Genomic DNA, 26344 nt, shown 5'->3' on the forward strand with positions numbered 1-26344 from the left:
GGGAAAGAGGACCCTAGCGCCACCATACGGAGGCTAACTGGTTCGTATCCGTTACATAGTCAACCGTGGAAGTATCCCATACTTTGCCCGCCTTGTTCAAATCCCCGCCCGGCGCGCCTAATTTCGCAGAGAATCCCCCATTCCTTCCCGGTCGAGGCGCGTATGATTCCAACGTCTACCCTCTCTTATCCCGCCATCCGCCTACCCAAGGCGGTCTGTTTATTTTAGGTGAAAGGATTACGCGTCAATGACTGACAAGCCTGATTCCGTTGGATACCTGGTTCCTACTAAGAAGATCCGGGTCTCCGATTTGCAAGCCCGCAAGGGCCACGAGCCCTGGGCCATGCTCACCGCCTACGACTATGCCACGGCCAAGGCTTTTTCCGAGGCGGGCATTGAGTGCATCCTCGTCGGTGACTCCGCCGCGAATGTGGTCTTCGGCTACGAATCGACCACCCAAATCTCCTTTGACGAGATGGCCTTTATCGGCGCCGCCGTGGTTCGCGGCGCCGGCAATGCGCTGGTCATAGTGGATTTGCCTTTCGGCACATACGAGGCGTCCAACGAGCAGGCGGTTAAATCCGCCACTACTATGCTAGCCCGCACCGGCGCCCACATGGTCAAGCTTGAGGGCGGCGTTCGCATTGCCCCTCGCATCAAGGCGCTCAAAGACGCTGGGCTAGCCGTCTGCGCACACGTGGGCTTTACCCCTCAGTCCGTGAATAGCCTGGGAGGCTTTAAGGTCCAGGGCCGCGGCGACGCCGGAGCTCAGGTCCGCGCGGATGTGGAGGCAGTAGTTGACGCCGGCGCGGACATGGTGGTCTTCGAGATGGTGCCCGCGGCTTTGGCAAAGGCCATTACTGCTTCGTGCCCGATCCCTACCATCGGCATTGGCGCCGGCGGCGCCACTGACGCCCAGGTTCTGGTCTGGCACGATATGGCCGCAATGTTCCCGGACGGGCACCGCCCGAAGTTCACCCACGTCTTTGGCGAAGTGGGGGCAAGCCTTGTTGACGCTGCCGCCTCGTACAAGCAGGCGGTTACGGAGGGAAACTTTCCGGCCGAACGCCACGAGTTTTAGGCCTTGCCAACCGGCCTTACATTCCCCACGGCAAGGTTAAAACCATAAGCGCGGTGAACACGCACTCCACGCCTCCCACCACAGGCGGGGTCCATTGCTTCCCAGTCCGCGCGGCGGAGGCCGGCAGGTACCAGGCGCGCAGGGTGGCCAGGCACCACACGGCCGCCTGCCACCCGGTTTGGATTCCGAGGCCGGCGAGAACAAACATCACCAACGCCATCACGGCATGATAGGCAATCGACCCCACGAACCACGCCTTATTCCCCCGCTCCCTGATAAGCGTTTTGACCACTGGAACTGTGCCGGCGAAATAGGCCCCCAGATAGAAAGTAAACAACCAGGCCTTTGCCGATACCCCGCCGGATTCAAACCATGCCACGCCGGTGCCGAGGTTATCCGCTACGGCCAAAATGAGCGCCGCTGCGACAATGGCCACCTCGCGTGAGACCAGCTCACGCTCCTTTTTCGCCCATGCCTGATAGAAGGAAATTGCGACTAGCGGCGCATACACCAAGGCCCACCACGCCATATAGGGCGCGGTGATGGCAAGTCCCGCGCACATAACCAGGGTTAGGGCTAGATAGGTCAGCAACGCGGGCCGGTAGCGCGGACGGAACTTAAACTTGAGCCACTTTTCCGCGACGGCAAAGAAGAAAAACCCAAAGGTCCATGCCGCGACCAGCAGTACGTGGCGCCACCCCAAGTCCTGCGCCACACAAAGCCCCACAGCCAGCGGCACGAAGCCCATGGGCCACGAACCATGCTGGTCCGTTACCCAGCCGTTGCGTATTGCTTGAGAGGGACGCTTGCTCATGCAACCGAGCCTATCCCTCGGGCGGGGAAATCATCCGAAAGTTTGACGAGGTTTTTATCACAGGTTTTCCCGTGTTAAACCCGCGAACCCCTCCCTCATCCTGGCGTCTAATGGGCTAACCGAACCGCGACATTGTCAATCAAGCGGGTGGCCCCCACGCGTGCTGCCACGAGCAATCTATTATCCCCCACCCGGGGTTCGCCAAGATCGGCGCTGGTCAAGGCCACGTAGTCCAGATCTATCCCCTCGTGTTCCGCGAGCATTTCTTTAGCCTTAGCCACCACCTCTTCGGCACTGTCATATCCGGCAGCAACGTGAAGGGCGCGGGATAGCGCGCCGGCCAGCTTCCTCTCATCGTCGCTCAGGTACTGGTTGCGGGAGGATTTTGCTAGGCCTGAATCCTCCCGAACTATGGGCGCGCCAATGACCTCGACCGGGATGTTCAAGTCCTGAACCATCTGGCGGATGAGCAAAAGCTGCTGGTAGTCCTTTTCCCCGAAGACGGCGTGCGTGCAGCCCGTGATCTGGAAGAGTTTATTGACCACGGTCAGCACACCGGAGAAATGTGTAGGGCGGGATGCACCTTCAAGGATGGAACCGGCCTCCCCGGGATGAATCAGCGTGCGCGGCCCCTGTGGGTACATCTCCCGCGGGCTGGGGGCGAAAACCAGATCCGCCCCAACGTTGGATAGCTTTTCCACATCGGCATCCAGCGTGCGTGGGTATGAATCCAGGTCCTCGCCCTCAGCAAACTGCAACGGATTGACGAAGATGGAGACCACGACCACCGCCCCATCGATGCGCTGGGCGCGCTTGACCAGGGAAAGATGCCCCTCGTGCAGAGCCCCCATGGTGGGCACCAGGACTACCGGTGCGCCACCGCGGGCCCTGCGCAATTCGGAGATTTTTGTTCGGATCTGCTCAGTGGTGTTCGCCACTACGGGTTCGGTGATATTCATGGGCACCGATTCTATTCCCCTCGGCGGGCCGCGCGGGATTAATTCGCCCCCTTAATTAGCGGCCGAATCCCGCCTTCTTCAACGCGTCCGCCAAGGAGCCGCCCGCGGCATTTCCACCGGCCCGGCCACCGCCCTTGCCCCGGCCCTGGCCGCGGCCTTGGTTTCCACCCCGGGCGCGCTGCTGGCCGCCGCGTCCACGGTCACCGCCGCGGCCGGAGCGCTGAGGCTTGTTGTCCTGCCCCGGTTCGTCGTCAAGGCGCAGCGACAAGGAGATGCGCTGACGCTGAACGTCTACCTCCATCACCTTGACCTTCACCACCTGACCGGAGCGGACCACCTCGTGGGGATCGGAGATGAATTTATGGCTCATTGCGGACACGTGCACCAGGCCGTCTTGGTGCACTCCCACGTCGACGAACGCGCCGAAGGCCGCCACGTTCGTCACGGTGCCCTCCAAAACCATGCCCGGAACCAGGTCAGAGACCTTATTGACGCCTTCTTTGAAGGTAGCCGTGACGAATTCCGGACGGGGATCACGGCCTGGCTTGTCCAATTCGGCGATGATGTCCGTGACGGTGGGCACGCCGAAGGTGGCGTCGGCAAAGTCTGCGGGATTCAAGCCCTGCAAAGTGCGGGTATTGCCTATAAGTTCCCCCACGTCGAGGCCGGTAGACTCGGCAATCCGGGTCACAACCGGGTATGCCTCAGGGTGAACGGCCGAGGCATCCAGCGGATCCTTGCCACCATTGATACGGAGGAACCCGGCCGCCTGCTGGAATGCTTTTGGCCCCAGGCGTGGGACCTTTTTAAGCTCCTTGCGGGAGGCAAAGGAACCGTGCTCGTCGCGGTAGGCCACAATGTTGGCGGCAATGGTGGAATTAACGCCCGCGACGCGCTCTAGCAGCGGAACGGACGCGGTGTTCAAATCGACTCCCACGCCATTGACGGCGTCTTCCACCACACCGTCGAGGGTGCGCGCCAAGGCGGTCTGGTTGACGTCATGCTGGTACTGCCCCACCCCAATGGCCTTAGGGTCGATTTTTACCAGCTCCGCCAGAGGATCCTGCAGGCGGCGGGCGATGGATACTGCCCCGCGAAGGGACACGTCCATAGAAGGGAATTCATCCGCCGCTAACTGCGAGGCGGAATACACCGATGCCCCGGATTCGGACACCACAACCGGGGTTGGGCGGGCGCCGCCAGCCTGGGCGATGAGATCCGCAATTTCACCGGCGAGCTTCTCCGTCTCGCGCGAGGCCGTGCCATTGCCGATAGCCATAAGATCCACGGAGTGCGCGGCACACAGGCCCGCCAGGGTTTGGACGGACTGGGCCCATTGGTTTTGCGGCTGGTGCGGGTACACGATCGCGGTATCGAGCACCTTTCCTGTGGGGTCCACCACGGCGCATTTGACGCCATTGCGGTAGCCGGGGTCCAGCCCTAAGGTGGCGCGCTGACCCGCTGGGGCGGCCAGCAGCACGTCGCGCAGGTTAGTGGCGAAAACCTTAAGCGCGCCTTCCTCCGCTACTTCCTTCAGCCGCATGCGCACGTCGAGGCCGGAGGAAATGTAAAGCTTGGTGCGCCATCCCCAGTGCACGGCATCAGAGAGCCACTTGCTGGAGGTATCCAGGCCGAACCGGTCCGCTATCATCCCCTCGTAGACAGCATCATCGCCGGCGTCCAGGTTGAGCTGAAGGACCCCCTCATTCTCGCCGCGGAACAGGGCCAGGATGCGGTGGGACGGCAAGCTGGAAAAAGGCTCCGAGAAATCAAAATAGTCCTTGAATTTGGCGCCCTCCGCCTCCTTGCCTTCGACCACGGAAGCGCCCATGGTGCCCTCAGTAAACATGCGCTCGCGCACCTCGCCCACGAGATCCGCATCCAGCGCGAAGCGGTCGATCAAGATGGAGCGGGCGCCATCCAACGCCTTCTTTGTATCCTCGAAGCCCTCCGTAACGTACTCCGCTGCCAGGGTCGCGGGATCCGCGGATGGGTCATCAATGAGGCTGTCCGTCAGCGGTTCCAGGCCGGCCTCGCGGGCGATGTCCGCCTTGGTCTTACGGCGCTTCTTGTACGGCAGGTACAGGTCTTCCAGGCGGGCCTTGGTCTCACAGCCCAGGATGAGCGCCTTGAGCTCATCAGTTAGCTTGCCCTGTTCATCGATGGCCTGCATGATGGTCGCCTTGCGCTCCTCCAGCTCGCGTAGGTAGGCGGCGCGTTCTTCGATGGTGCGTAGCTGGGAATCATCCAGCCCGCCGGTCGCTTCCTTGCGGTAGCGCGCGATAAAGGGGACGGTATTTCCCTCAGCGAGCAGCTGGAGGGCGGTTTCAACTTGGCTTTCCTTGACGCCTAATTCGGCGGCGATGGTCGCTGCAATCATTCGCACGATTTTAGCAGTCACGCCCAGCGCGCCCCCTCACCGCCCCAATCGGAATCTACGGATCCCATTGTACTAGTTGTGATAGTCGTGTTAGCATTTGGGGCATGCTCATCATCCTCGACCCGGCGGACAATTCGCCGCTGTACTCGCAGATTGTTCGCCAAGTCATTCAGCAAATCTCCGCGGGGACCATCCGCCCCGGCGACCGCCTGCCCACGGCCGTGGAACTGGCGGAAACGCTAAATCTGAACCGCAACACCGTCCTGCAGGCCTACCGGCAGCTGCGAGACGAGGGCTGGCTCGAGCTGCGCCGCGGCCGGGGAACAATTGCCCGCAACCCCCTCGATGAGCCCCGCTACAGCCGTCTGGATTCCTTAATTGCAGAACTAACCCGGCTGGCACAGGCGGAGGGCATAAGCCTGAGGGAAGTCACCGACGCACTAAGAAAGAAGGGCCTGGCGTGATGGCTACATACTCGACCTCTAGGTTCTTTGCCACCATGGCCGCCCCCGCCTTCGGCGCGCTGGCCGCCGCGGGCGTGTGGGGCTCGACGGTCCTCGACCGCCTGCCGGAAGATACGGCAACCCATTTCAGGTCCAACGGAACCCCGGATGGATTCATGGACCCCGCCGGCGCGGTATTTGTACCCCTGGCCATAGGTTGCGTGGCAACCGCCGCGCTCATGTCGATGTTCCTATCCCCCACCACCCGCCAGGGCGGGCAAGCGCGATGGCTGGCGGGAACCGCCTCCGGCCTGGGCGTATTCCTCGCCTTGCTCATCGTGCTGGTAACCGCTGCCAATCTGGATCTCACTAGCGGCGTCGATGCACGCTTGGGTTTTGGCGCCATTGCGTTAGCCCTCATCACCGGCCTCGTAATTGGTGTGGCGGTTGGGGTAATCATTACCCCGGCGCCAGCGCCGCGGGGTGCGGAGGGCCGGCCCGCCGGCGCGCGCGGTGACTTTGGCCGCAGTTTCACGCTCCCAGACGGCGCCACGGCCAGCTGGTTTGGTTACGCGCGGCCGGGCGCGGTGGTGTGGCTAATAGCAACGGGCACACTGCTGTCCATCCTGGTCATCGCCGCCATCATCCAGGACTGGCGGCCCATTATGGTCGTGTGCGTTGTGGCGATCCTGGTGTGTGCCTCTAGCTACTTCAAGGTCTCCATTTCTCCCCGCGGTGTGCAGGCCAGCTCACTGGTTGGCTTTCCCCGCATTTTCATCCCCTTGGAGGACATAGAGGACGCGGAGGTCTCCAACGTCCACTTCGGCATGTGGGGCGGATGGGGCTGGCGCTGGGGCACCCGGGGCACGGGGCTTATCACCCGGGGAACCGAAGCGCTGCGGGTCAACCGCACAGACGGCAAGATTTTGGAAATCACCTGCAACGAGCCGGCTACCGCAGCCGGTGTGGTCAACGCGCTCAAGCGTCGCTGAGGGCACCGGAATGCCCGCTAGCGCGTGGACCAGCCCAAGGATTCGAGGAAGGCCAAATCATCCTTGTCCAGCACGGCGCCGTCTAAAAGCTCCGGGCGGCGTTCCAGCGTTTTCTTGAGTGATTGCTCGCGCCGCCACTTCTCCACCAAGCCATGATTGCCCGAGGTCAACACCTCCGGGACTTCCATGCCCCGCCACTGGCGCGGCTTGGTATAGCTTGGGCCTTCGAGCAGGCCGTCGGAAAAGGAGTCCTCTTCGTGGGAGCGCTTATTGCCCAAGACTCCTGGTATAAGCCGCACAACGGCCTCCGCGATGACCAGGACGGCCACCTCCCCGCCGATGAGCACGTAGTCCCCGATGGAGACCTCGCGCACCCGGAAGCGCCGGGCCGCATCATCAACCACCCGCTGGTCGATGCCTTCATAGCGGCCGCAGGCGAAGACGATATGGTCCTCATTGGACCAGGCTTGAGCATCCTCTTGGCTAAAGGGTTTGCCTGTCGGCGTGGGGACAATCAACAGCGGGAGGCTTGGATCCTCGCCGTCCCTGTGCTCGCGCTTTTCATACGGCGTGCGCTCCACCTCTTTCACATCGTCATGGCGCGGCTTATTCAAATGCGGCAATGAAGACTCAAGCTCCACGGACTGGGAGGCCTTGCCGGTGCCAGCCGCCACATCGTCGAGCGCCGGGCCCCAGACGGTGGGCTTCATGACCATGCCCGGTCCGCCACCGAAGGGTGAATCATCTACGGACTGGTGGACATCCGTCGCCCAATCACGCAGGTTGTGAACGCCAACGCTGAGATCCCCCCGTTCTATGGCCTTGCCCAGCAGGGCGTGGCGGAGTGGGTCAAGGTACTCAGGGAAAATGGTGATTACATCGAGCCTCACAGATCCAGCAGCCCCTCAGGCGGGGTGACGGTCAGCGTCCCCTCCTCCAAATCCACGTCAGGCACAATCGCCTCTACGAATGGAATGAGCACCTCATTGCCGTCGATGTCTACTTCCAGCAGGGATTGCGCCGGCCCGTGGGTTACGCCCGTGACCTCACCAATGTCTTTGCCGTCATGGATGACGCGAAGGCCCTCAAGCTCGTGGTCATAGAAGCCATCATCGTCTGGGTCTTCCAGGGGGGCCGCGAAAAACTGCGTGCCGCGCAGGGAATCTGCGGCGGTGCGGTCCGCGATTTCTTCAAACGTGATGAGCAGGCGCCCCTTGTGTGCGCGAACCGCCTTGATGGTCAGTTCATGCTCTTTCTTCCCCTGACGGCCATGCAAAACCTCCCCGAGGGCGAAGCGAATTTCTGGTTCATCTGTGGTGGACTCAACGGAGACCTCACCGCGAATGCCGTGGGACTTTATCACCCGGCCAATCATCAATTCCATGGCGTCCATGATAACGGTATGCCCGCACAAGGAGACAACCGGACGCCCTGCCGTCTAGACGGGGCCGCCCCACAGTCCGCTGCCGCGGCTTGGCGCCATCATTCTCAAGGGGGCCGCAAATGACCAATGCCGCCCCACGAGGCCGGTGGCCGTGGGGCGGCATGAAAAGCGCGTGCGCTCTAAGCGCGCGAGGCAGGATTACTCAGCGGAGGAATCCGCGTTCTCCTCGGAAGCCTCGGCGGACTCTGCCTCGGCAGCAGCAGCCTCTTCCTCGGCCTTCTTTGCAGCCTCAGCCTCAGCAGCGGCCTTAGCCTCAGCCTCTTCCTTGGCCTTCTTCTTCTTTTCGGTGATCGCCTCGATGGTAGGACCGTTGTTGGCCTCGGCCAGGGCAGCGTTGAACAGGTCAAGCTTGGATGGCTTCTCCTCGGCAACCTTCAGGGTGCCCTCTGCACCTGGAAGGCCCTTGAACTTCTGCCAGTCACCGGTGATCTTCAGCAGCGCCAGAACAGGCTCGGTTGGCTGCGCGCCAACGCCCAGCCAGTACTGTGCACGCTCGGAATCGATCTTGATGAGGGATGGCTCCTGCTTTGGCTCGTAGATACCGATGTTCTCGATAGCCTTGCCGGAACGGCGGGTGCGTGCGTCAGCAACGATCACACGGTAGTGAGGGGTACGGATCTTGCCCATACGCTGAAGCTTGATCTTTACAGCCATGATGGCTCCTTTTCTTAAGTCACTGGGCAGTTCATAGACACGCACATTATTTTCCTGTGCGCCGGTTCAGCCCTTGGATTTAACCTGCAGGTGACGTACTGGCCGGCCATGGCCGGATACAGTGTTATGCAGGAAAAATATGAAATTTGCGGGGTCGCACGCCGCTAGCCGGTTAAGACGCTAGGACATACAACCTGAATAATCTTACAGATCACGCGGGGAAAGCCAAATTCTTGGCGGATGAACGTGGCTAAGGGCTCCTATTCGATTCACGTGGGGTAGCCTATATCGGGCACAAGCAGTTCTACTCAATATGAGACTTTGGCAGTATCCCATTTCTGGATATCAATAAACGGCCGCTGCCATGCCGTCGAGGTTTCATGATTGGGGTTTCCAACAACGGATGTGAGCAGTTCCGCAGAATGACTAAAGAATCCCCCCGCAGCTTCCGGTACCGCTATGACCTCGACGGGCTCCGCGGTATCGCAATCGCGCTTGTGGTTATCTACCACGTCTTCGTGGGCCGCGTCTCGGGCGGTGTAGATGTATTCCTCCTGTTATCCGGGTACTTCTTCTTGGGTTCACAATTGCGCTACGCCGGCAAGCCGGATGCTTCGCTGAACCCGTGGTGGCCAATCTGGCGCATGCTGCGCCGCCTGCTGCCCGCCCTGGTCCTAGTCATCGGCGTGACCATGCTCCTGGTCTCCTGGCTGACTCCGCAGCTCCTGCGGCTGGAGCTGACGCAGCAGGTCACGGCGACCATGCTTTATTTCCAAAACTGGGAATTGGCTCGTCAGAATGCGGATTACGCGGCCGCCTCGGCGGACACCTCGCCGCTGCAGCACATGTGGTCCATGTCCGTCCAGGGCCAGTTCTACATCATGGGCATCGCCTTGGCGCTCATTCTGGGCGCATGGATGAAGTACCGCCGCAGGACCGCCGGCCTGGGCGCGGCGGAGCAGCTCAGCGTGAACCGAATCGCTGGGCCTTTGCTTATCGTCATCACCGTTGCCTCCTTTGCCTACGCTTCCCGCTTCGGCCTGTATGGAACTCCCCAGAACTACTACTCAACGTGGTCTCGCGTCTGGGAGCTCACCCTTGGTGCCGTGCTCGCTATCTACGGCCCCAAAATTAGGATCCCAGAGCGCCTGCGCGACCCGTTAACCGCGCTGGGCCTGCTGCTCCTGGTCTTCACCGGCGCATTGATTGCTGATTCCACGGCCTTCCCCGGCCCCCTGTCCCTGCTGCCGCTAGGCGGCGCCGCGCTCATCATCCTCGGCGGCGGCGGGCGGATTTCGCGGGCCATGGCCTCGAAGAATGCGCGCTGGCTGGGCGATATTGCTTATTCCCTGTACCTATGGCACTGGCCGCTGCTGATCCTGTCCACCTCCGCGCTGGGGTTCGATACCCCACCGTGGTGGCTGGGCGTCATCATCATCGCCGCTTCCCTGCTGCTCGCGGATCTCACCCACCGCTTTGTCGAGGCCCCACTCCGCCAGCATCGCAAGCGCCCCGTGGCCAGCGATATGCCAGTCAACAAGGCCCTAGCCTCCATGAAAGAACGCGCCGGGGGCATGCGCGCCGCCGGTGGTGCCGTAGTGGGAGCCTGCTCGGTAGCACTCCTAGCGCTTCAGCCGGTGTTCGCTCACTCGGTTAATTCCGAGAACGAAAAGACCCTCGATCCAACGCGCTATCCAGGCGTTATGGCGCTCTTCGGCGAGGATACGCCCGCAAACGTGGAGTATCAGCCCGATCCGGTGCTTGTTGGCAATATGATGCCGCCGATCGCCACCCAGCATTGCTTCGTCGCAAAGGACGAACTGCCTAACAAGTTCATCACTGAGGATAAAAACGGCGATCCGTGTATCTTTGGCGATGCCAACGCCGAAACCGAGGTTTACCTGGTTGGTGGCTCACACGCGGAGCAGTGGGCTTCGCCGCTCGACCGGCTGGGCAAGGAAATGGGATTCAAGTTGGTGCCGCTTTTGCGCCAGGACTGCCCGCTAGAGCTTGGTGAGGTCACGGTGACCCCGGAATGCGCCGAATGGGGCAGGCTCGCCATCGACAAGATAGTCGAGGCGGATCCGGCGCTTGTGATCTCCAATACCACCCGCCCGCAGTCCGAGTTCGGATTAGGACCCGATGTGGTCCCTGCGGGTTACGTGGGATTCTGGGAGGTCCTTGCGGAAAATGAGATCCCATTTTTGGGCTTCCGGGATAACCCCTGGGGTTTTGATTCTGAGGGCCAGGCCCGCGAGTTCGATGAGTGCTACGTGGCCACCGAGGATGCGATTGGCTGCGGCATGCAACGCAACCAGGTGTATCAGCCGTTCGACCCATCCATCCCAATCTTGGCGCAGTGGCCCAACATGATCGCGATTGATACCTCGGACTGGTTCTGCGATGAAGTCAATTGCCCCGTGGTCATCGGCAACACCATGGTCTACCGCGATATGCACCACATCACCAACGCCTTCGCGGATTCCGCGATGCCATTGCTCCGCGAGGAGCTCAGGCCCTTCCTCGATGGAACCCCGGTCCAGCAGGAAATCCCCGAGGGGTACGTGGCCCCAGCCCCTCCGGTGGAGGGCACGCCGCCGGCCGTGACGGACCCAGGCATCGTGCCGGATTCTTCACCGCAGTTAGCCCCGGCGAATCCGGTTGACCCGGGCACCGCACTAACCGAGGATCCCCTCTATTACCAGGATCCCGCCTCGGCGGTCTACGGGACGGCGCCCTACCCCACACCGTTTGGTGAGGATGACGCGGTCTAGCACGCGCCCTCACCGCTTACTCGCCCGGCCCCACGCCGCTCCCCCTAGGCAGCGCCTACTGCACGGGAGGCCGTAAATGCTCAAGGCCCTCTAGCCGCCACCGCCTCGGTGGTTAAGCTAGAGGGCCTCGATTCTTTAGGGGCTAGACCGAATTACTTCTTACCCTGGCCAAAGTCTAAGTTGTTCAGGTCCAGGTTCTCTAGGCCCTTAGGCATTCCCGGCATCGACTTCGGCATTCCCGGCATCCCCGGCATGCCGCCGCCCATTTGTTGCTGCATCTTCTGCAGCTCTGCCATGGATGGCATTCCGCCGCCCATGCCCGGCATCCCCGGCATGCCCTGGGGACCACGGCCTCCGCCGCCTTTGCCCTTCTTGCGCTTTCCGTTCTTGCCCTTGCGGCCCTTAGGCTTTTTCTTCGTCGCGGAACGCCCACCACCGAAGCCACCCATGCCGAATTGGCCGGCCATCTTCGCCATCATCTTCTTCGCTTCATTGAAGCGCTCGATGAGCTGGTTAACGTCTGAGACTGACACGCCGGAGCCACGCGCAATACGCTTGCGGCGGGATGCGTTCAGGATCTTTGGATTTTCACGCTCCTCCGGGGTCATACCGCGAATGATGGCCTGGATGCGGTCTAGCTGTTTTTCATCCACCATGGCGGCCATCTCATTCATCTGCTTGCCGCCAGGCATCATCTTGAGCAGGTTGCCAATGGGCCCCATTTTGCGGACCATCATCATCTGCTCTAAGAAGTCATTGAGGGTCATCTCACCGGAGCCGATCTTGGCCGCGGTCTCCTCAGCCTTCTCCTGGTCCAGAGCGGCCTCTGCCTGCTCAATCAGGGAAAGCACGTCACCCATTCCCAGGATGCGGGACGCCATGCGTTCTGGGTGGAAGACGTCAAAGTCCTCGAGCTTTTCGCCGGTGGACGCAAACATGATTGGCTTGCCCGTGACCTCACGGATAGACAGGGCCGCACCACCGCGCGCGTCACCGTCCAACTTAGTCAGGACAACGCCGGTAAAGTCTACGCCGTCGCGGAAGGCCTCTGCGGTCTGGACCGCGTCCTGACCGATCATGGAGTCGATAACAAAGAGGACTTCGTCAGGGTTGACGGCATCGCGAATGTTGCGCGCCTGGGTCATAAGGGTTTCATCGATGCCCAAGCGGCCCGCGGTATCGATAATGACCACGTCATGCTGGGTCCGCTTAGCCTCTGCGATACCGGCCTGTGCCACCTCGACCGGGTCGCCGTGGGAGGTGCCCATCTCATGGTCGTGGGAGTCAATAGAGGTGCCCGGGTCCGGAGCGAACGTCTTTACGCCGGCGCGCTCGCCCACGATTTGGAGCTGCTGCACCGCGCCTGGGCGCTGCAGGTCGCAGGCCACCAGCATTGGGGTGTGCCCCTGCTTCGCCAGGTGCTTGGAGAGCTTACCGGCGAGAGTGGTCTTACCCGCACCCTGGAGGCCGGCCAGCATGATGACCGTGGGCGGGTTCTTCGCCATGGCGATGCGGCGGGTTTCGCCACCAAGGATCTCAACGAGCTCCTCGTTGACAATCTTGACCACCTGTTGCGCGGGGTTGAGGGCCTCAGAAACCTCAGCGCCCGCGGCTCGCTCCTTGATGCGCTTGATAAATTCGCGGACCACGGTCAACGACACGTCAGCCTCGAGCAACGCGAGGCGGATCTCACGCGCGGTGGCGTTAATATCAGCCTCGGTGAGCTTGCCTTTACCTCGCAGGCCGGTTAGCGCTGATTGTAGGCGGTCTGACAGTGACTCAAACACTTCGCAGTACTCCGTTTATCGGGGGTGAATAACAACTCGTCCCAGCTTAGCCGTTTACCAGTACTTCGGTCACATTGCGTACCACGGCTTGACGGGGCGGGTTGCCGCGCAACGAGGTCTTTACAATCATGGTCGCGCCGGGATTGGCCATGGTTAGCCATTCCACATCAGGCAATCGGGAAAGCAAGTGTCCAAGTGCGCTACGGCGGTCTACCGTGCGCACCACGAAGACGCCACCGGTGGCGAACATGGCGGTGGTGGGCCCGCCCTGGATGCCGGGGAGTGTGGAATACACACCCGATTTGTAGGACTGGATAAAACGGACCTCATCGGCCGCAGCCTCGAGCGTTTCGTGCGCGGGGCGGCAATCGAATTCGGCGCTGTATCCGCCGTCGCCCCGGCGTACCATGCGCGCGGCCTGGATGTTCCAGCCTAGGGCATAAATGAGCGCCAGCACGCGCACCACCTCGCGCTGATAGCTGCCGCGCCAATGCACCGTGATGCAGCTTTCTTCCTCATCGATTCGCAGCCCTACATCTGTGGGCGCGGAAACCATAGGCCGGGATGATGCTTGTGGCGCTAGCGCGTCCGACGCCCCCTTGACCATAATCTCTATGGCCTGCGCCACTCTCGGCGTCCAGACCCCAGGGCCGGTGGACTTTGCGTCGGCCTCCGCCAAGACTTTGAGGATTTGCAGGGTCAGCAGGTCATAGTGCGTGGCGTCTAGCACCGCGTCCCGCGTGGAGTCCGCATGCGGATCGGCGGAAGCGGCCAGGCGCGCCAACGTCGTGTGTTCCGCCACGATGGTCTGGACTCGGGACCTATCGGCAAGGTGCAGGCGCAGTTTCGCCGCCATTTTAGTCACCATCTCGGCGCCCACCTGCTCATGCGGGCGTCCATACCCCTTCCCCATGTCATGGAACAGGGCTGCCAGAAGGAGCAGGTCCGGCCTGCCCACGAGGGTCCGGTTCTCCGCACACCGCACGACGGTGTTAATCGAGTGAAAGTCAATGGTGTGGGTGTGGGTGCGCTCGCGGGGCATGCGCCCGCGGATGTGCCCCCATTCCGGCACGAAGCGCTCCCACAGGCCGTGGCGGTCCATGTCTAGGATGATGCGCGGCGTCTGCTCCGGGGAGGACAGGATGGCAAAGAAGTCATCGGCCGCGGCGGCGCTCCAGCGCTCGGGCATCGGTGGAGTCTGTGTCAGCCGCTCCCATGTGCCCTCCGCCACCGGATGACCGGTGCGCGCGGACGCCGCCGCGACCCTGAGCACCAGCGCCGGATCGTTCAGATCCGGCCTGCGCGATAGCGTTACCTCTCCCCCAACGTCAACCACATCGACGTCTAGGGGTTTGCGGGTGGTAGACGAGCTACGCTTGCCCACCACGCCGCGGGCGGTGGCCAAAGCCTGCTCCAACGCATTTGAGATGGAGATGGCCGCTTTCACGATGTCCGAGGTTAGACCGTAGCGATCCTCATACCCCAGGTCATGCGCCACGTCTGCGGCGAATTCGGGCGCCAGCACGTCCCGGTGGCGGCGGGAATGGACGTGGAGCAACGTGCGCACGTCCAGAAGCAGCTCACGCTCCGCGCCCAAATCTGGCTCGTCGCTCAGCTGGCCTAAGGCCAGGGCGTGGAGCAGCTGCAGATCGCGAAGCCCGCCGCGGCCATTCTTAATCTCCGGGTTGGTCATCATGGCCACGGACCCCGAACGGCGCCAGCGGGCGATGGCGGACTCGATGAAGGAATCGAAATGACGGGATACCGCGACGCGCCAATTGCGCACTATCTGGCTGCGGGTGAGTGAGAATAGCCCTTCATCCCCCTGAATAAAGGCGAGGTCTAGTTGGGAGAAACCAGCGGTGGGATCGCGATGGGCGATATTCGCGCACTCCTCCGGAGTCCGAATGGAATAATCCAGGTGGTATTTCGCGTCCCAGATGGGATACCACAGCTGGCTTATCTCCTCTTCGTCGAGCTCCATGCCTGCCGGGTGGATGAGGATGAAATCTAGATCTGAGCGCGGCGTCATCTCACGGCGAGCAAAAGACCCCGTCGCCGCCAAGGTGGTTCCCTCTGGCAAGGACAGGGTCATGGCAAGCTCGTGCGCTTTATCGTAAGCGGCGGCGCGTAAGCGTGCTGGATCCATCTAAAGGGCGGCCGCTCCGCGATCGCCGGTGCGGACGCGGACTATCTCCTCGACCGGGGTGACCCACAGCTTTCCGTCGCCGATCTTGCCGGTATAGGCCGCCTCAGTAACGGCGTTGATAATGTCTTCGACCTGCTCATCTGAGGCGACTACCTCGAGCTTAATCTTGGGCACAAAGTCCGTGGCGTATTCCGCGCCGCGGTAAACCTCACTGTGACCACGCTGCTGGCCAAACCCCTGTACCTCGGAGACGGTCAGGCCATGTACATCAAGCTGCTCAAGCGCCTCACGGATGTCTGGGAGCGTAAAGGGCTTTACTACTGCCGTAATCAGCTTCATAGTGGCTTTTCCTTAATCTTTGTAGGTGGTTTACGGGGTGCTTAGATTTCTTCTTCGTGGCTCATCTTACCGCCGGCGAAGATTGAGCGGGAGGTGTTTGGGCCCGCCAGGTCATAGGAGGACTCGCGGTGCAGAGCCTGGTCGATGCCGCTCGCCTCAGACTCGGAATCGATGCGCCAACCCATAACCGCTTTGAGGATAACCGCAAGGATTGCGGTGATGATTGCGGTGAAGACCATCGCAACCAAGGCGATGACTATCTGAACCACAAGGAGCTTAAAGCCGTCACCGAAGTTGTCCGTGAACATTCCGCCGTCCTGTGCGAAAAGTGCCAAGCCAACGGTGCCCCAGAGGCCTGCGACCAGGTGGACGCCGACCACGTCAAGGGAGTCATCAAAACCGAACTTGTACTTGATGCCAACGCCCAAGCACGCCAGGGCGCCACCAATAGCGCCAAGAATCAGGGACGTTACTGGGGTCAGTGCGCCCGCGGCAGGGGTGATGGTGACCAAACCGGCCACCACGCCGGAGGCCGCGCCCAGGGAGGTAGCAGCCTTATCGCGAATGGACTCAACGGCAATCCAGCCCAGCATCGCCGCTGCAGTAGCTGCGGTGGTATTCAACCAAGCCAGGCCGGCCAGGCCATCTGCGGCGAAAGCGGAACCGCCGTTGAACCCGAACCAACCGAACCACAGCAAGGCGGCGCCAAGCATAACCAATGGCAGGTTATGTGGGCGGGATGGGGACTTCATGAAGTCATAGCGCTTGCCGACGATGATGGCCAGAACCAAGGCCGCGGTGCCAGCGGAGATGTGGACTACGGTTCCGCCGGCAAAGTCAACGGGAGCCACGTTTGCCACGCCATCGGTAGCGCCGAACATCCAAGCGGCGAAACCCCGCTCCTCAGCGTGCAGCAGGCCGCCGCCCCACACCATGTGCGCCAGCGGGAAATAGACGAAGGTTGCCCACAGTCCGGAAAATACCAGCCAGGTGGAAAACTTCACGCGGCCGGCCAGGGCGCCGGAGATGATTGCAGTGGAAATGACCGCGAAGGTGAGCTGGAACGCGATGTCAATGACGTTGGCATACCCGGAAGATCCCTCGACATAGAGGCCATCAGCATCGGTAATCTGGCCGGCCAAGCCGAACATCTCAAAGGGATTAGCAAACAGGCCGGCGACGGATTGCGAGCCATAAGACATGGACCAACCCCATAGGACATAAACGATGGAGACAACGCCAAGGGTGCCGAAAGACATCATCATCATGTTCAGGGCGCTGCGGCGGCCGGTCATTCCGCCATAAAAGAGGGCCAAGGCCGGGGTCATCAGCAGCACGAGCGCCGCGGACATGAGCATCCACGCCGAGTTGCCCGAGGCAGCTACAACTTGGTCAGGGGTCATGGTCTCATCCTTTTCTTTTTAACTATAGCTCGATAGGTTCACCAAAAAGATTATCTATTGAACAATAGAAAGAAAAGTCGTTTTTCAAATTTTACCCACGCCCCTCCCCCGCGCCGACATAGCGATTGGCCTCTTTTCGCGTCTTTTACGCCCACCCCCTGTGCCGCTGCCGTGGTAAAAGCACTGCGCGCGGGACTAGGCACCACCCCGCAAATGCAACAATGCCGCCCGAGGGGATCAATCAGACCCCCGGGGCGGGATGTGAGGAAATTACCTGGACGCTACTGCTGAGCGCCTTTTTCCTGCGCCTTCTCGGCGGCCTTATCGTTTGCCGCGGATTCCTGTTCCTCACGACGCCGAGCGTGCTTAACATCGGTGACCGTGACGCCATAAATCGCGCGGCCCATGTAGAAGGAGCCCACTGAGGCCACGATCCACACGCCGAAGCACACCAGGATGACCTTGATAAGGGCGCCGGGGTCGAAACCGTGCACGCCGGTATCGGCGATAAACTTGGCCACCGTCAGCAAAGGCACTGCCAGGCCAACGATAGGCCCCAATAGGTTCACCCGCGTCAGCGCATCCGGCGCGCGCCACACCGAGATGACGGTGGCGACGATCAGCCACGTGGACAGGACGATCAAAACGGTGGCGATAATCTCAAAAATACTCATGATTTAGCGCCTACCCTTCGAGATGATGCGGGACATGGACAGCGTTGGCAGGATGCCCGCCACCACGGCCGCCAGCAGAACGATGTCATAAATGATGGACAGGTCAGTCATCATGGTGCGCACCAGCATCAAGCAGATCATGCCGTAGAAGATGACATCCGAGATCACAGCGCGGGTGAGCTCATCGCGAGTACGCAGGATGAGCGCCATGGCCGCGCATATGGCTCCGCCGATGATGAAGGAGCACGCGAAGACGACCCATTCGAAGGGCGTCATTGAAGCAAAATCAAGCATCTTACTTCTCCTTTTCCTTCTTCAGCACGCGCGGATAGATTTTGTCCGCGGCTTCCTCGGTCACGGTCGTGTCCTCCAAACCGGACATGTCCGGGGCACGCAGCTGCCGGCCGACTGTCTCCAACGGGTACTCGTAGAAAGCCGGATCCAACTCGGTGGTATCCCCCTGGCCCGGCACGCCGTGGTCGATGCCCACCACGCGCGGCGCCAGGCGGCTTTCCATATCGGCTAGGTCGGCCATGACGGCGGCCGGATCCGCGCCCTGCACCGCCTGGACAATGACGATGCGGGGCCACCCCTCGCGAGGGGGTTCGCGCAGGCCGAGTGACAGCGTTCCGGGAGTCGCAGTAATCGATGAGGTAAACCAGAAGATCTCCCAAGCGCTGGTCACGCGGAGCGGATAGCGCAGGATAACCGGGCGGTAGCCGGGATCGGGCTTAAACGCGGCTGCCGCGAGGCTAAAGCCAGCTACGAAAATTTCTTTGATTAGCCACAGGGCGTATACCGGGATGTGCATTTACTTCCCTTCCTGAATGCCGTCCAGCTGAGGCAGGCCCACAGGCTCGTCCCCCAGAACCAAGGACACATAGGCATCCGTGTTAAGCAGGTCTGCCGAAGCCACCCGGGTAGCGTCGATAACCAGACCGGAGAAAATGAACATGGTGAGCGAGCCGAGTATGAGCGCCGCGGATGGGGCCATCAGCTTCTTGCGGATAATCAGCTCATCCGGCACCTTCTTGGCACTCAGCGGCTTACCCCAGAAGACCTCGCGCCACACGCGCAGCATCGCCAGGAAGGCCGCGAAGGACGCAAGGATCATCACGGCGATGGTAATCCATGCCCACATGGAACCGTCACGGGCTACCTCGACGATGATCATCACCTTGCCCCACATGCCGGAAAATGGCGGGAAGCCAACGACGGAGAATGCGCCGGCGGCGAAGATCCATCCGATGATGGGGTCGCGGCGCGCCAGGCCCGTAAGTTTGGACAGGCGGCCGGTGCCGTAGGTCTCCTCAATCGCACCGGAGGCCAGGATGAGCGAGCCCACGGTGAGCATGTGGTGGATGGTGTACAGGATGCCGGCGGCCAGCGCGCGCTCCGCGTCTTCAGAGGTAAACGCGAGCATCACGAGGATAAACGGCATTCCGTTGATCATCTGGTAGCCCAGCACGCGGCGGATAGAGTTTTCCGCCAGGCCGCCGAAGGCGCCGATGATCATGGAGATGAGCATGACGACCACGATGAACACGCCCCAGCGCTCATCGAGGTCAAACAGGTGGACGTACACGCGGTAGAGCATGTAGACCGCAACCTTGGTGTGAAGGCCGGAAAACAGGCCCATCACCGCGGCGGAAGTACCCGGGTAGGTCCGGGGCAGCCAGGTGTGCAGGGGGAACACGCCGGCCTTGGCGGCAATGGCGATGATGACAATGCCCGCCGCCACCGTGACGGAGCCGTTTCCAGCCGCAACTCCATGAAGAGCCGCAATGTTGACGGAACCGGTGACCGCGTACAGGTAGGCCACGCCCAGCAGGAGCAGAGTCGATGCGAAGAGGTTGACCAGGACAAACGCACGGCCCGCCGCAAGGCGAGACCACGTACCGGACATGGTGATAAGCCCATAAGACGGCAAGAGCATAACTTCGATAAACACGAAGAAGTTAAACAGGTCAGCCGTGAGCAATGCGCCGCATACACCCGTGATCAGAATCAGGGTCAGGGAGGAATAGAAGCGAGACTTGGTCTCCCCTGCAGCGATGGCAAACCAGTTGGCGCCGAAGGCCACAATCATGGTGGAAATCAGCATGATTGCCGAGAACGAATCTCCCACAAACGGAATGGCGATATTGCCCGGGTACAGGCCCACGTTGTGGGCTACCGGGCCGTTGTTCATCGTGAAGATGAACAAACCCAAGCCGGCGAAAATGCCGATGCCCGGGACGATGAGCATGATGGCATCGCGGACCGCGCGCCAGGGAGCCAGCAGCGCGAAGGCCGCGGCGATCAGGGGAACCGCGGGAAACAGCGGCAGTAATTGAGCAACTACGTCATACATTTACTGCTTACCTCCCTCTGGCTGAGCCTTGGAGACCTCAGCGGATTCCTTTTTCCGAGCAGCCTGGAATTCCTCATGCTCCCGGCGTGCCTGTTCGATGCGCTGGACCGCGCGTTCGGAACGGCGACGAATATCCTTATTCTGCGCGTCACGGCCCAGAGTAGAAAACGTGTGGTCAATGGTGTTGTCATCCACGGCCTCAACCACATCGGTATCGTCATTGGGGCCCATGGCCGCCAGGGTAAGCAAGATGGTTGCTGTGGCCATGGAGATAACCACGGCGGTCAGCACGAAGGCTTGCGGCAAGGGGTCGGCCATCTCCTCAATGGAGTTTGCGGATGGGAAGGACTCCGCACGGTAGGAATAAACTCCCGTAGCCAAGATGGTCAGGTTAACGCCGTGACCGAAGCACATCATGCCCAGCACCACGCGTACCAGGCCGCGCTGCAACACGAGGTAGACAGAGCAACCAATCAATAATGCAATGGTCAATGCAAGAATCATCAGCGCTCCCCTTCCTTCATCTGCTTGTTTGCTTTCTGTTCTTTCTTGGCGTCCTTAGCCGCCTTGGCTTTGCGTTGCTTGTGCAGGCGAGAACCACGCGGCGATTTCTTCTTCGACCTTAACTCCGCCTTGGTGAGCAAGGCGGTGGAGTGCGTGGCCGGATTAATCGGGGCCGGATACGGATCGTCTTCATCTTCCAGAGCCGCGGCCGGGGTGGATGGCAAGGCCGAACCGTCATCATGAACCCACGGCAGGAATTCGCGTTCGGTACCCGGCCTCAAGTAACCGCCCAAGGCGTTAATGGCCATGGTGAGCATGCCCAGAACCGCCAGGTAAATACCAAGGTCGAAGATGAGCGAGGTGGTCAGGTGCTGGCCCAGGAAATCGCCGTGGATCGCGGTGAGGAAACCACCATTGCCGAATCCGTGGTGCCAGTAGCCAACGAAACCGGCAGCCAGTGCGGTAATGATGCCGATGCCGGTCAGGCGGATCGGCGCAAGAGGGCCAAAGACAATCTCATCGGAACCGCGGGACAGGTAGGTCAGGCCAATGGCCGCGCCCATAATCAGTGCGGCCGGGAAGCCGCCGCCGGATTCCTGGTGGCCGCGCCAGAACACCAGCACGGATAGGACGGCGAGGATTGGAACCACCAGCACGAGCGCCTTGCGCAGCGGGACCGAGTTCAACTGGGATTGGCCAAACGGTGCCGGACGGGTGCCCGGGGTAAACGGGAAGCGTGGCAGTGTCGAGGTAACAGCGGCGATAACCACCGCGGCCATACCGAGAACGGACAGCTCGCCCAAGGTATCCAGTGCACGGAACTCAACGATGATGGTTGCCACGACGTTGTCGCCGCCGGTGATGCCGGGGGCTTCGTTAAGGAACCACATGGCCAGTTCGGAGCGCTCGTGGCGGCCGATCAGCGCCCACACGCCGAGGAAGGACACCACGCCGGCCGCGACGGCCAGGACGATGGACCAATTACGGCGGACCTTAGACACGGGGTGGAAACGCTCCGGCAGGTAACGCAGAACCATCATCATCACGATTACGGACAAAGCCTCCACCGTGAATTGGGTCAGCGCTACGTCCGGGGCACCCAGCAGGAACATCTGCAGGGTCACGCCCACACCTGCGGTACCAATCAAGATGGCGCCGGTGAGGCGGTTTTGGGTACGCACCAACCCGCTCAATGACAAAGCAATGATTGCCAGCGGGAGCAGATCCCATGGGTTGTCCAAGCCGTCCACGCGAGGCAGCAGGGCCACGCCATCCACGCCTTCGGTGAAGAATAGCGTTACGGCACCTAGCGCTACCACGCACAGAATGATTGGAAGCAGCAGCAGGGCTGGGTTGTGCGTAGCGGCCATCTTCGCGAAAACTCGGCCGATCGATTCGGAGCCCGTGTTGACTCCGTGGAGCAGCGTGTTGCCGTTCGTAGGAAGCAACTCGCGGCCCTCCATAACAGGCCAGAATTTCCTTCGCACTAGCACTCCCGCCACTCCGGCTACCAGAACGGCAACAGAAATAGCGAGTGGGACGTTGACGCCGTGCCACAAGGCCAAGTGTGAGTGGTGCTCCATGCCAACCGCCCCAACGATGGCATCGATCGGCGCGTCAAACAGGCCAAGGATAAATACCAATGGCAAGGACATAAAGCCCGGAAGGGCCGCAGGGAGCCACAGGGAAACGGGCGCCTCATGGACATGGTCCATATTGCGCGGCCCGTCGAAGAAGGCGCCAAAGACAATCTTTGCGGAGTAGGTAAAGGTAAAGAACGCGCCTACCGCCGCCGCGATAAGCAGGATGACCACGCCGGCGTTGCCGATAGGTGCCTCCTGGAAAGCGGTCAGCATGCCTTCCTTTGACACAAAGCCCAGCAGTGGCGGTACTGCAGCCATGGAAGCGGCGCCAATGACTACGGAGCCGAAGGTCCATGGCATCTTGTTCCACATCTTGCCCAAGCGGCGTATGTCACGGGAACCGGCCTCATGATCGACCACGCCGATGAGCATGAACAAGGACGACTTGAACAATGCGTGGGCCATGGTGTGCACGATCGCCGCTGCGATGGCGAAAGGAGTGCCCACGCCGATCGTGGCCACGATCCAGCCAAGGTGGGACACAGTTGAATAGGCGGTCAGTTTCTTCAGGTCAGTCTTTTGGACCGCAAAGATCGCGGACATGACGGCCGTGCCCATGCCCACGACGATGAGCAGCCAGTTCCAGACGGCTACGTCGTGGAAGATGGTGGAGAAGCGGATGAGGAGATACACGCCCGCCTTGACCACGGCCGCTGCATGCAGGAACGCCGAGACCGGCGTGGCCGCTGCCATCGCCTCAGGCAGCCAGAAATGGAACGGGAACTGGGCGGACTTCGTGAACGCAGACACGGCGATCAGTACCGCGACGGCAGTCGTCAAGCCTTCATTCTTGTCCCAGACGTCAGACGCCAGGATCTCCGTCAAATTGGTAGTACCCGCCATGGTGGACGCGATTGCCACCGCGCTAAGAAGTGTAAGACCACCGATGAAGGTCAGGATCAGCGTACGCTGCGAACCCGCCTCACCGCCGAGGCCGGAGCGCGCAATCAGCATGAACGACGCTAGGGATACCAGCTCCCAGGCGAGGAACAGCAGGACTACGTCATCGGCTAGTACCAGCAGGAGGATTGACAGCGTGAACGCGGTCATAATCAGGTAGAAGCTGGTGTTCCCGCGGTTCTTTGGCAAGTATGCCGCCGAATAAATGAACACCATCGCACCGATGATGAGGGCCAGAAGTGCAAAGAACACGCTAAGCGCATCGCCGCGAAGTGCAAAAGATACGTCAACGCCAGGCGCGACGAAATCCTTAACCCATGTCATGGAGTAACTTAGTGCTCCCCCGTCCGCTAGGGATGAGAGGTTAGCGATGAGCACTCCAGCTGCGACCACGAACAAGCCAGCCAGTGGGAGGCCAGCCTTCCGGTCGATAGCTTTTACTGCCACGGGTGCGAGAATCACGGCCAACGCTGCGATGAGGACGACATACAAAAGCGTCACGAATTACTCGCCTCACGAACATTGGTTGGGTACGAACTCAAAACAACCCGCGCCTGAAACTAAAGTTTCCGCACGGATGTAACATTCCAAATCTACCATTGTGACCCAATACCAAGCATCCTCGTGGGAGTTACGCGGCTGACACTGTTTGAGGGATACATATATCTCTTATGGGGCTGATTCCTGCCCTCACCGTCTACCCCCACAAGGGGCCTTGCCCCCTCCCCCGCGAGCGAATTATCGCCTATTCAGCGGACACCCGCTGCCATGTGAGGGTGTAACTCACGTACCACGGTGGCTGAGTCACCCCGTCCGCTCCAATTAGTTTTCTGCGCTCTCGGGATCTGTGCACAACGGACCAGGCAAAGCGCATAAGACGGAATAAAGCCCCAGGGGGGAGCGTGAATGAACTCCTCCCCTGGGGCTAAATGCGCATGCAGGACGTTACACGTTTATCGCTCGCCGAGGAGCGCATCAACGAAGGACTCAACCTCGAACGGCGCTAAGTGATCGGCCCCCTCGCCCAAGCCGACAAGCTTGACCGGCACGCCCAGTTCTTCCTGAACCTGGAAGACGATGCCACCCTTGGCGGTTCCGTCCAGCTTCGTCAGGACCACGCCGGTGATGTCTACGACCTCGCGGAATATACGGGCCTGCTGCAGGCCGTTTTGTCCCACGGTCGCGTCGACTACAAGAAGCACCTCATCGACAATCGCCTTCTTTTCCACGACGCGTTTTACCTTGCCCAGCTGATCCATCAGGTCAGTGGAGGTGTGCAGGCGGCCCGCGGTATCGACTAGAACAACGTCTACCTGCTGCTCAACACCCGCGGCCACAGCATCGAATGCGACGGAGGCGGGATCCGCGCCCTCCTTGCCACGGACAGTGGTCGCCCCCACGCGCCGGCCCCACGTCTCGAGCTGATCGGCGGCGGCGGCGCGGAAGGTGTCCGCTGCGCCCAGGAGAACCTTGTGACCCATGGACACCAGCACGCGGGCCAGCTTGCCGGTCGTGGTGGTCTTACCGGTTCCGTTGACACCAACCACCATGATGACCGCAGGCTTACCCTCATTAGGCATAGCCTTGATAGAGCGATCCATCTCAGGGTGTCCAACCTCAATCAGGGTTTCGCGAAGCATAGCGCGGGCCTCCTGCTCCGAGGACACACCCCGCTCCGCGATCTTGTCGCGCAGGGACTCCGTCACTTTCATGGTGACCTTGGTGCCAAGGTCCGCCATGATGAGCGTGTCTTCAATCTCCTCCCACGCATCCTCATCCAAGTCGCCGGCTGACAGGATACCCATGAGCCCCTGACCAATGGCGTTCTGGGACCGGGAGAGCCGGCCACGCAGGCGGCCCAGGCGGCCGGCTGCGGGCTCGATATCATCAGTTGGCTCCTGCGCTGGCGCGGGCTCACTCTCCGGTACCGGAGTTTCCTCGAGCGCTCGCTCAACCGCGTCCTGCTGCACTTCTGCGGCGGCTGCAGCTTCCTGAGCCTGCTCGGCCGCCTCAACTTTCTCTACGTCTTGAGCGTCAACGGAATCCTCGACATGGGCAGCGTCGTGTTCCTCGACTACCTCGTCGAAAACCGGGGATGCCTCTTCGCTGGAAGCCGCCGCACCGGCGACCCCAGCGGCACCAACGCCGCCCGCTGCGGCGGCACCCGCTGCGCCATGAGTGCCCTCAGTGGAGGATGACTCTCCGGTTACCGCCTTTTCCTCCGATGCCCGCAGTTCCTTGGCGCGCTCGGCCTGCTCGGCCTCCAGCTTGCGGGCTTCTTCGGCTTCAGCGGCCTTCTGCTCCTGTTCCTGCTCCGCCTCGCGTGCGGCCTCGGACTTAAGCGAATTCTGCTCTGGGGACTCCTCCTGCTTCACTGCCTCCACGTCGGGCGCCGGGCCTGGCGCCGACTGGGTTGGAGCCTTTCCTGCCAGCTGTTCATTGGCCAACCGGGTGGCATCCTTCTCCTCAGACTCGGGTAGATCCTGCTCCGGCTGCCGGATGTTCGCTGCCGAAGCGCCCGCCGCCGCACCGGCGCCAGCGGCAACCGCAGTAGAGCCAGCATTACCGGCATCGGACTTGCGGCGGATGGGAGCCTGTTCCTTTGGCTTGTCCGCGTTCGCTGGAGCGAAATTAAATCCACTTTTCGCCCGGTAGTTGCCAGACTTCTGCTCCTGGGTGAGCTGCTTGGGCTCCTCCAGAGGTTTTTCAAAATGGACCTTCTTATTGTCGCCACGCTTCTTGCCGATAACCACGATGGCGATAAGGATGAGTAACAGGACGGCAATCGCAATGCCGCCCCACAAAAGGATATTGGAGTTAGTCATGACCTCTATAGTGCCAGCCAGCAGGATATTGTTCATATTTTCCTTTCCTCACTTCATCCAGCATCGCGACGCCCCCCAGCGCAACGCGGCCAGCAATGGCGTTTATTGACTGGCTACAGGTAAGAACAAACAGATACCCAAACCGTTAAGGCTCCGGATATGGGCGCAAAGGCAGGCCAATGACCATCCACCGGTTCCGCCTAGGCGGTCTGGTGGGCACGGCCAG

Annotated in this window: 21 protein-coding genes; 4 read left to right on the forward strand and 17 right to left on the reverse strand. The window is 61.1% G+C overall.

Annotation, left to right across the window (positions count from 1 at the left end; all coding sequences use genetic code 11):
* The first annotated feature begins 247 nt into the window (after positions 1 to 247).
* Positions 248 to 1081 (forward strand): 3-methyl-2-oxobutanoate hydroxymethyltransferase, encoded by an 834-nt coding sequence (panB, locus tag CENDO_RS07110; RefSeq protein WP_136141413.1) that lies wholly within the window; start codon positions 248 to 250, stop codon positions 1079 to 1081.
* Positions 1082 to 1097: 16 nt separating this feature from the next.
* Here panB and CENDO_RS07115 read toward each other — a convergent pair whose 3' ends face one another.
* The 3 genes from CENDO_RS07115 to CENDO_RS07125 all read right to left on the reverse strand — a co-directional run bounded on the left by CENDO_RS07115 (position 1098) and on the right by CENDO_RS07125 (position 5234).
* Complete coding sequence (locus CENDO_RS07115; protein ID WP_136141414.1) at positions 1098 to 1895, reverse strand: YwiC-like family protein; 798 nt, start codon at positions 1893 to 1895, stop codon at positions 1098 to 1100.
* Positions 1896 to 2002: 107 nt separating this feature from the next.
* Complete coding sequence (gene panC / locus CENDO_RS07120; RefSeq protein ID WP_136141415.1) at positions 2003 to 2854, reverse strand: pantoate--beta-alanine ligase; 852 nt, start codon at positions 2852 to 2854, stop codon at positions 2003 to 2005.
* Between the two features lie 55 nt (positions 2855 to 2909).
* The gene (locus CENDO_RS07125; protein ID WP_136141416.1) at positions 2910 to 5234 is read right to left on the reverse strand and encodes a Tex family protein; all 2325 of its coding nucleotides are present in this window, start codon (positions 5232 to 5234) and stop codon (positions 2910 to 2912) included.
* A gap of 104 nt (positions 5235 to 5338) precedes the next feature.
* Between CENDO_RS07125 and CENDO_RS07130 the strand changes: the two genes are divergently transcribed.
* Both CENDO_RS07130 and CENDO_RS07135 read left to right on the forward strand, forming a co-directional pair.
* Positions 5339 to 5698, forward strand: coding sequence for a GntR family transcriptional regulator (locus tag CENDO_RS07130; RefSeq protein WP_136141417.1), 360 nt, complete (start codon positions 5339 to 5341; stop codon positions 5696 to 5698).
* Entirely contained in the window at positions 5698 to 6669 is a 972-nt protein-coding gene (locus CENDO_RS07135; protein ID WP_136141418.1) for an SdpI family protein, read from the forward strand. The genes CENDO_RS07130 and CENDO_RS07135 overlap by 1 nt, the downstream gene beginning before the upstream one ends.
* Positions 6670 to 6686: 17 nt before the next feature.
* Here CENDO_RS07135 and trmD read toward each other — a convergent pair whose 3' ends face one another.
* The 3 genes from trmD to rpsP form a co-directional block, all read right to left on the reverse strand.
* Positions 6687 to 7559, reverse strand: coding sequence for a tRNA (guanosine(37)-N1)-methyltransferase TrmD (gene trmD / locus CENDO_RS07140; protein ID WP_136141419.1), 873 nt, complete (start codon positions 7557 to 7559; stop codon positions 6687 to 6689).
* A complete protein-coding gene (rimM, locus tag CENDO_RS07145) occupies positions 7556 to 8053 on the reverse strand; it encodes a ribosome maturation factor RimM (protein WP_136141420.1) in 498 nt (165 codons plus the stop codon). Before rimM ends, trmD begins: the two co-directional genes overlap by 4 nt.
* Positions 8054 to 8251: 198 nt before the next feature.
* Complete coding sequence (rpsP, locus tag CENDO_RS07150; protein WP_136141421.1) at positions 8252 to 8767, reverse strand: 30S ribosomal protein S16; 516 nt, start codon at positions 8765 to 8767, stop codon at positions 8252 to 8254.
* Positions 8768 to 9189: 422 nt separating this feature from the next.
* Here rpsP and CENDO_RS07155 point away from each other — a divergent pair, with 422 nt between their 5' ends.
* Positions 9190 to 11541, forward strand: coding sequence for an acyltransferase family protein (locus CENDO_RS07155; protein ID WP_136141422.1), 2352 nt, complete (start codon positions 9190 to 9192; stop codon positions 11539 to 11541).
* A 152-nt stretch (positions 11542 to 11693) separates the two neighbouring features.
* Here the strand turns inward: CENDO_RS07155 and ffh are convergent, their stop codons facing one another.
* The 11 genes from ffh to ftsY all read right to left on the reverse strand — a co-directional run bounded on the left by ffh (position 11694) and on the right by ftsY (position 26154).
* Positions 11694 to 13328, reverse strand: coding sequence for a signal recognition particle protein (ffh, locus tag CENDO_RS07160; protein WP_136141423.1), 1635 nt, complete (start codon positions 13326 to 13328; stop codon positions 11694 to 11696).
* A 46-nt stretch (positions 13329 to 13374) separates the two neighbouring features.
* Positions 13375 to 15477, reverse strand: a complete 2103-nt coding sequence (locus tag CENDO_RS07165) for a [protein-PII] uridylyltransferase (RefSeq protein WP_136141424.1) — start codon at positions 15475 to 15477, stop codon at positions 13375 to 13377.
* The gene (locus CENDO_RS07170) at positions 15478 to 15816 is read right to left on the reverse strand and encodes a P-II family nitrogen regulator (protein WP_136141425.1); all 339 of its coding nucleotides are present in this window, start codon (positions 15814 to 15816) and stop codon (positions 15478 to 15480) included.
* A gap of 41 nt (positions 15817 to 15857) precedes the next feature.
* Positions 15858 to 17219, reverse strand: a complete 1362-nt coding sequence (locus CENDO_RS07175) for an ammonium transporter (protein ID WP_136141426.1) — start codon at positions 17217 to 17219, stop codon at positions 15858 to 15860.
* Between the two features lie 281 nt (positions 17220 to 17500).
* Positions 17501 to 17893 (reverse strand): Na+/H+ antiporter subunit G, encoded by a 393-nt coding sequence (locus CENDO_RS07180; RefSeq protein WP_136141427.1) that lies wholly within the window; start codon positions 17891 to 17893, stop codon positions 17501 to 17503.
* A gap of 3 nt (positions 17894 to 17896) precedes the next feature.
* Positions 17897 to 18187 (reverse strand): cation:proton antiporter, encoded by a 291-nt coding sequence (locus tag CENDO_RS07185; protein ID WP_136141428.1) that lies wholly within the window; start codon positions 18185 to 18187, stop codon positions 17897 to 17899.
* Between the two features lies 1 nt (position 18188).
* The gene (locus tag CENDO_RS07190) at positions 18189 to 18704 is read right to left on the reverse strand and encodes a monovalent cation/H+ antiporter subunit E (protein WP_136141429.1); all 516 of its coding nucleotides are present in this window, start codon (positions 18702 to 18704) and stop codon (positions 18189 to 18191) included.
* Positions 18705 to 20246: a monovalent cation/H+ antiporter subunit D family protein gene (locus tag CENDO_RS07195; RefSeq protein WP_136141430.1), complete on the reverse strand. Its 1542-nt coding sequence runs from the start codon at positions 20244 to 20246 to the stop codon at positions 18705 to 18707. It abuts the gene before it with no gap.
* The gene (locus CENDO_RS07200) at positions 20247 to 20750 is read right to left on the reverse strand and encodes a sodium:proton antiporter (RefSeq protein ID WP_136141431.1); all 504 of its coding nucleotides are present in this window, start codon (positions 20748 to 20750) and stop codon (positions 20247 to 20249) included.
* Positions 20750 to 23794, reverse strand: coding sequence for a DUF4040 family protein (locus tag CENDO_RS07205; RefSeq protein WP_136141432.1), 3045 nt, complete (start codon positions 23792 to 23794; stop codon positions 20750 to 20752). Before CENDO_RS07205 ends, CENDO_RS07200 begins: the two co-directional genes overlap by 1 nt.
* A gap of 452 nt (positions 23795 to 24246) precedes the next feature.
* A complete protein-coding gene (ftsY, locus tag CENDO_RS07210) occupies positions 24247 to 26154 on the reverse strand; it encodes a signal recognition particle-docking protein FtsY (RefSeq protein ID WP_246014210.1) in 1908 nt (635 codons plus the stop codon).
* Positions 26155 to 26344 lie beyond the last annotated feature (190 nt).

The sequence above is a fragment of the Corynebacterium endometrii genome (assembly GCF_004795735.1).
Taxonomy (GTDB): domain Bacteria; phylum Actinomycetota; class Actinomycetes; order Mycobacteriales; family Mycobacteriaceae; genus Corynebacterium; species Corynebacterium endometrii.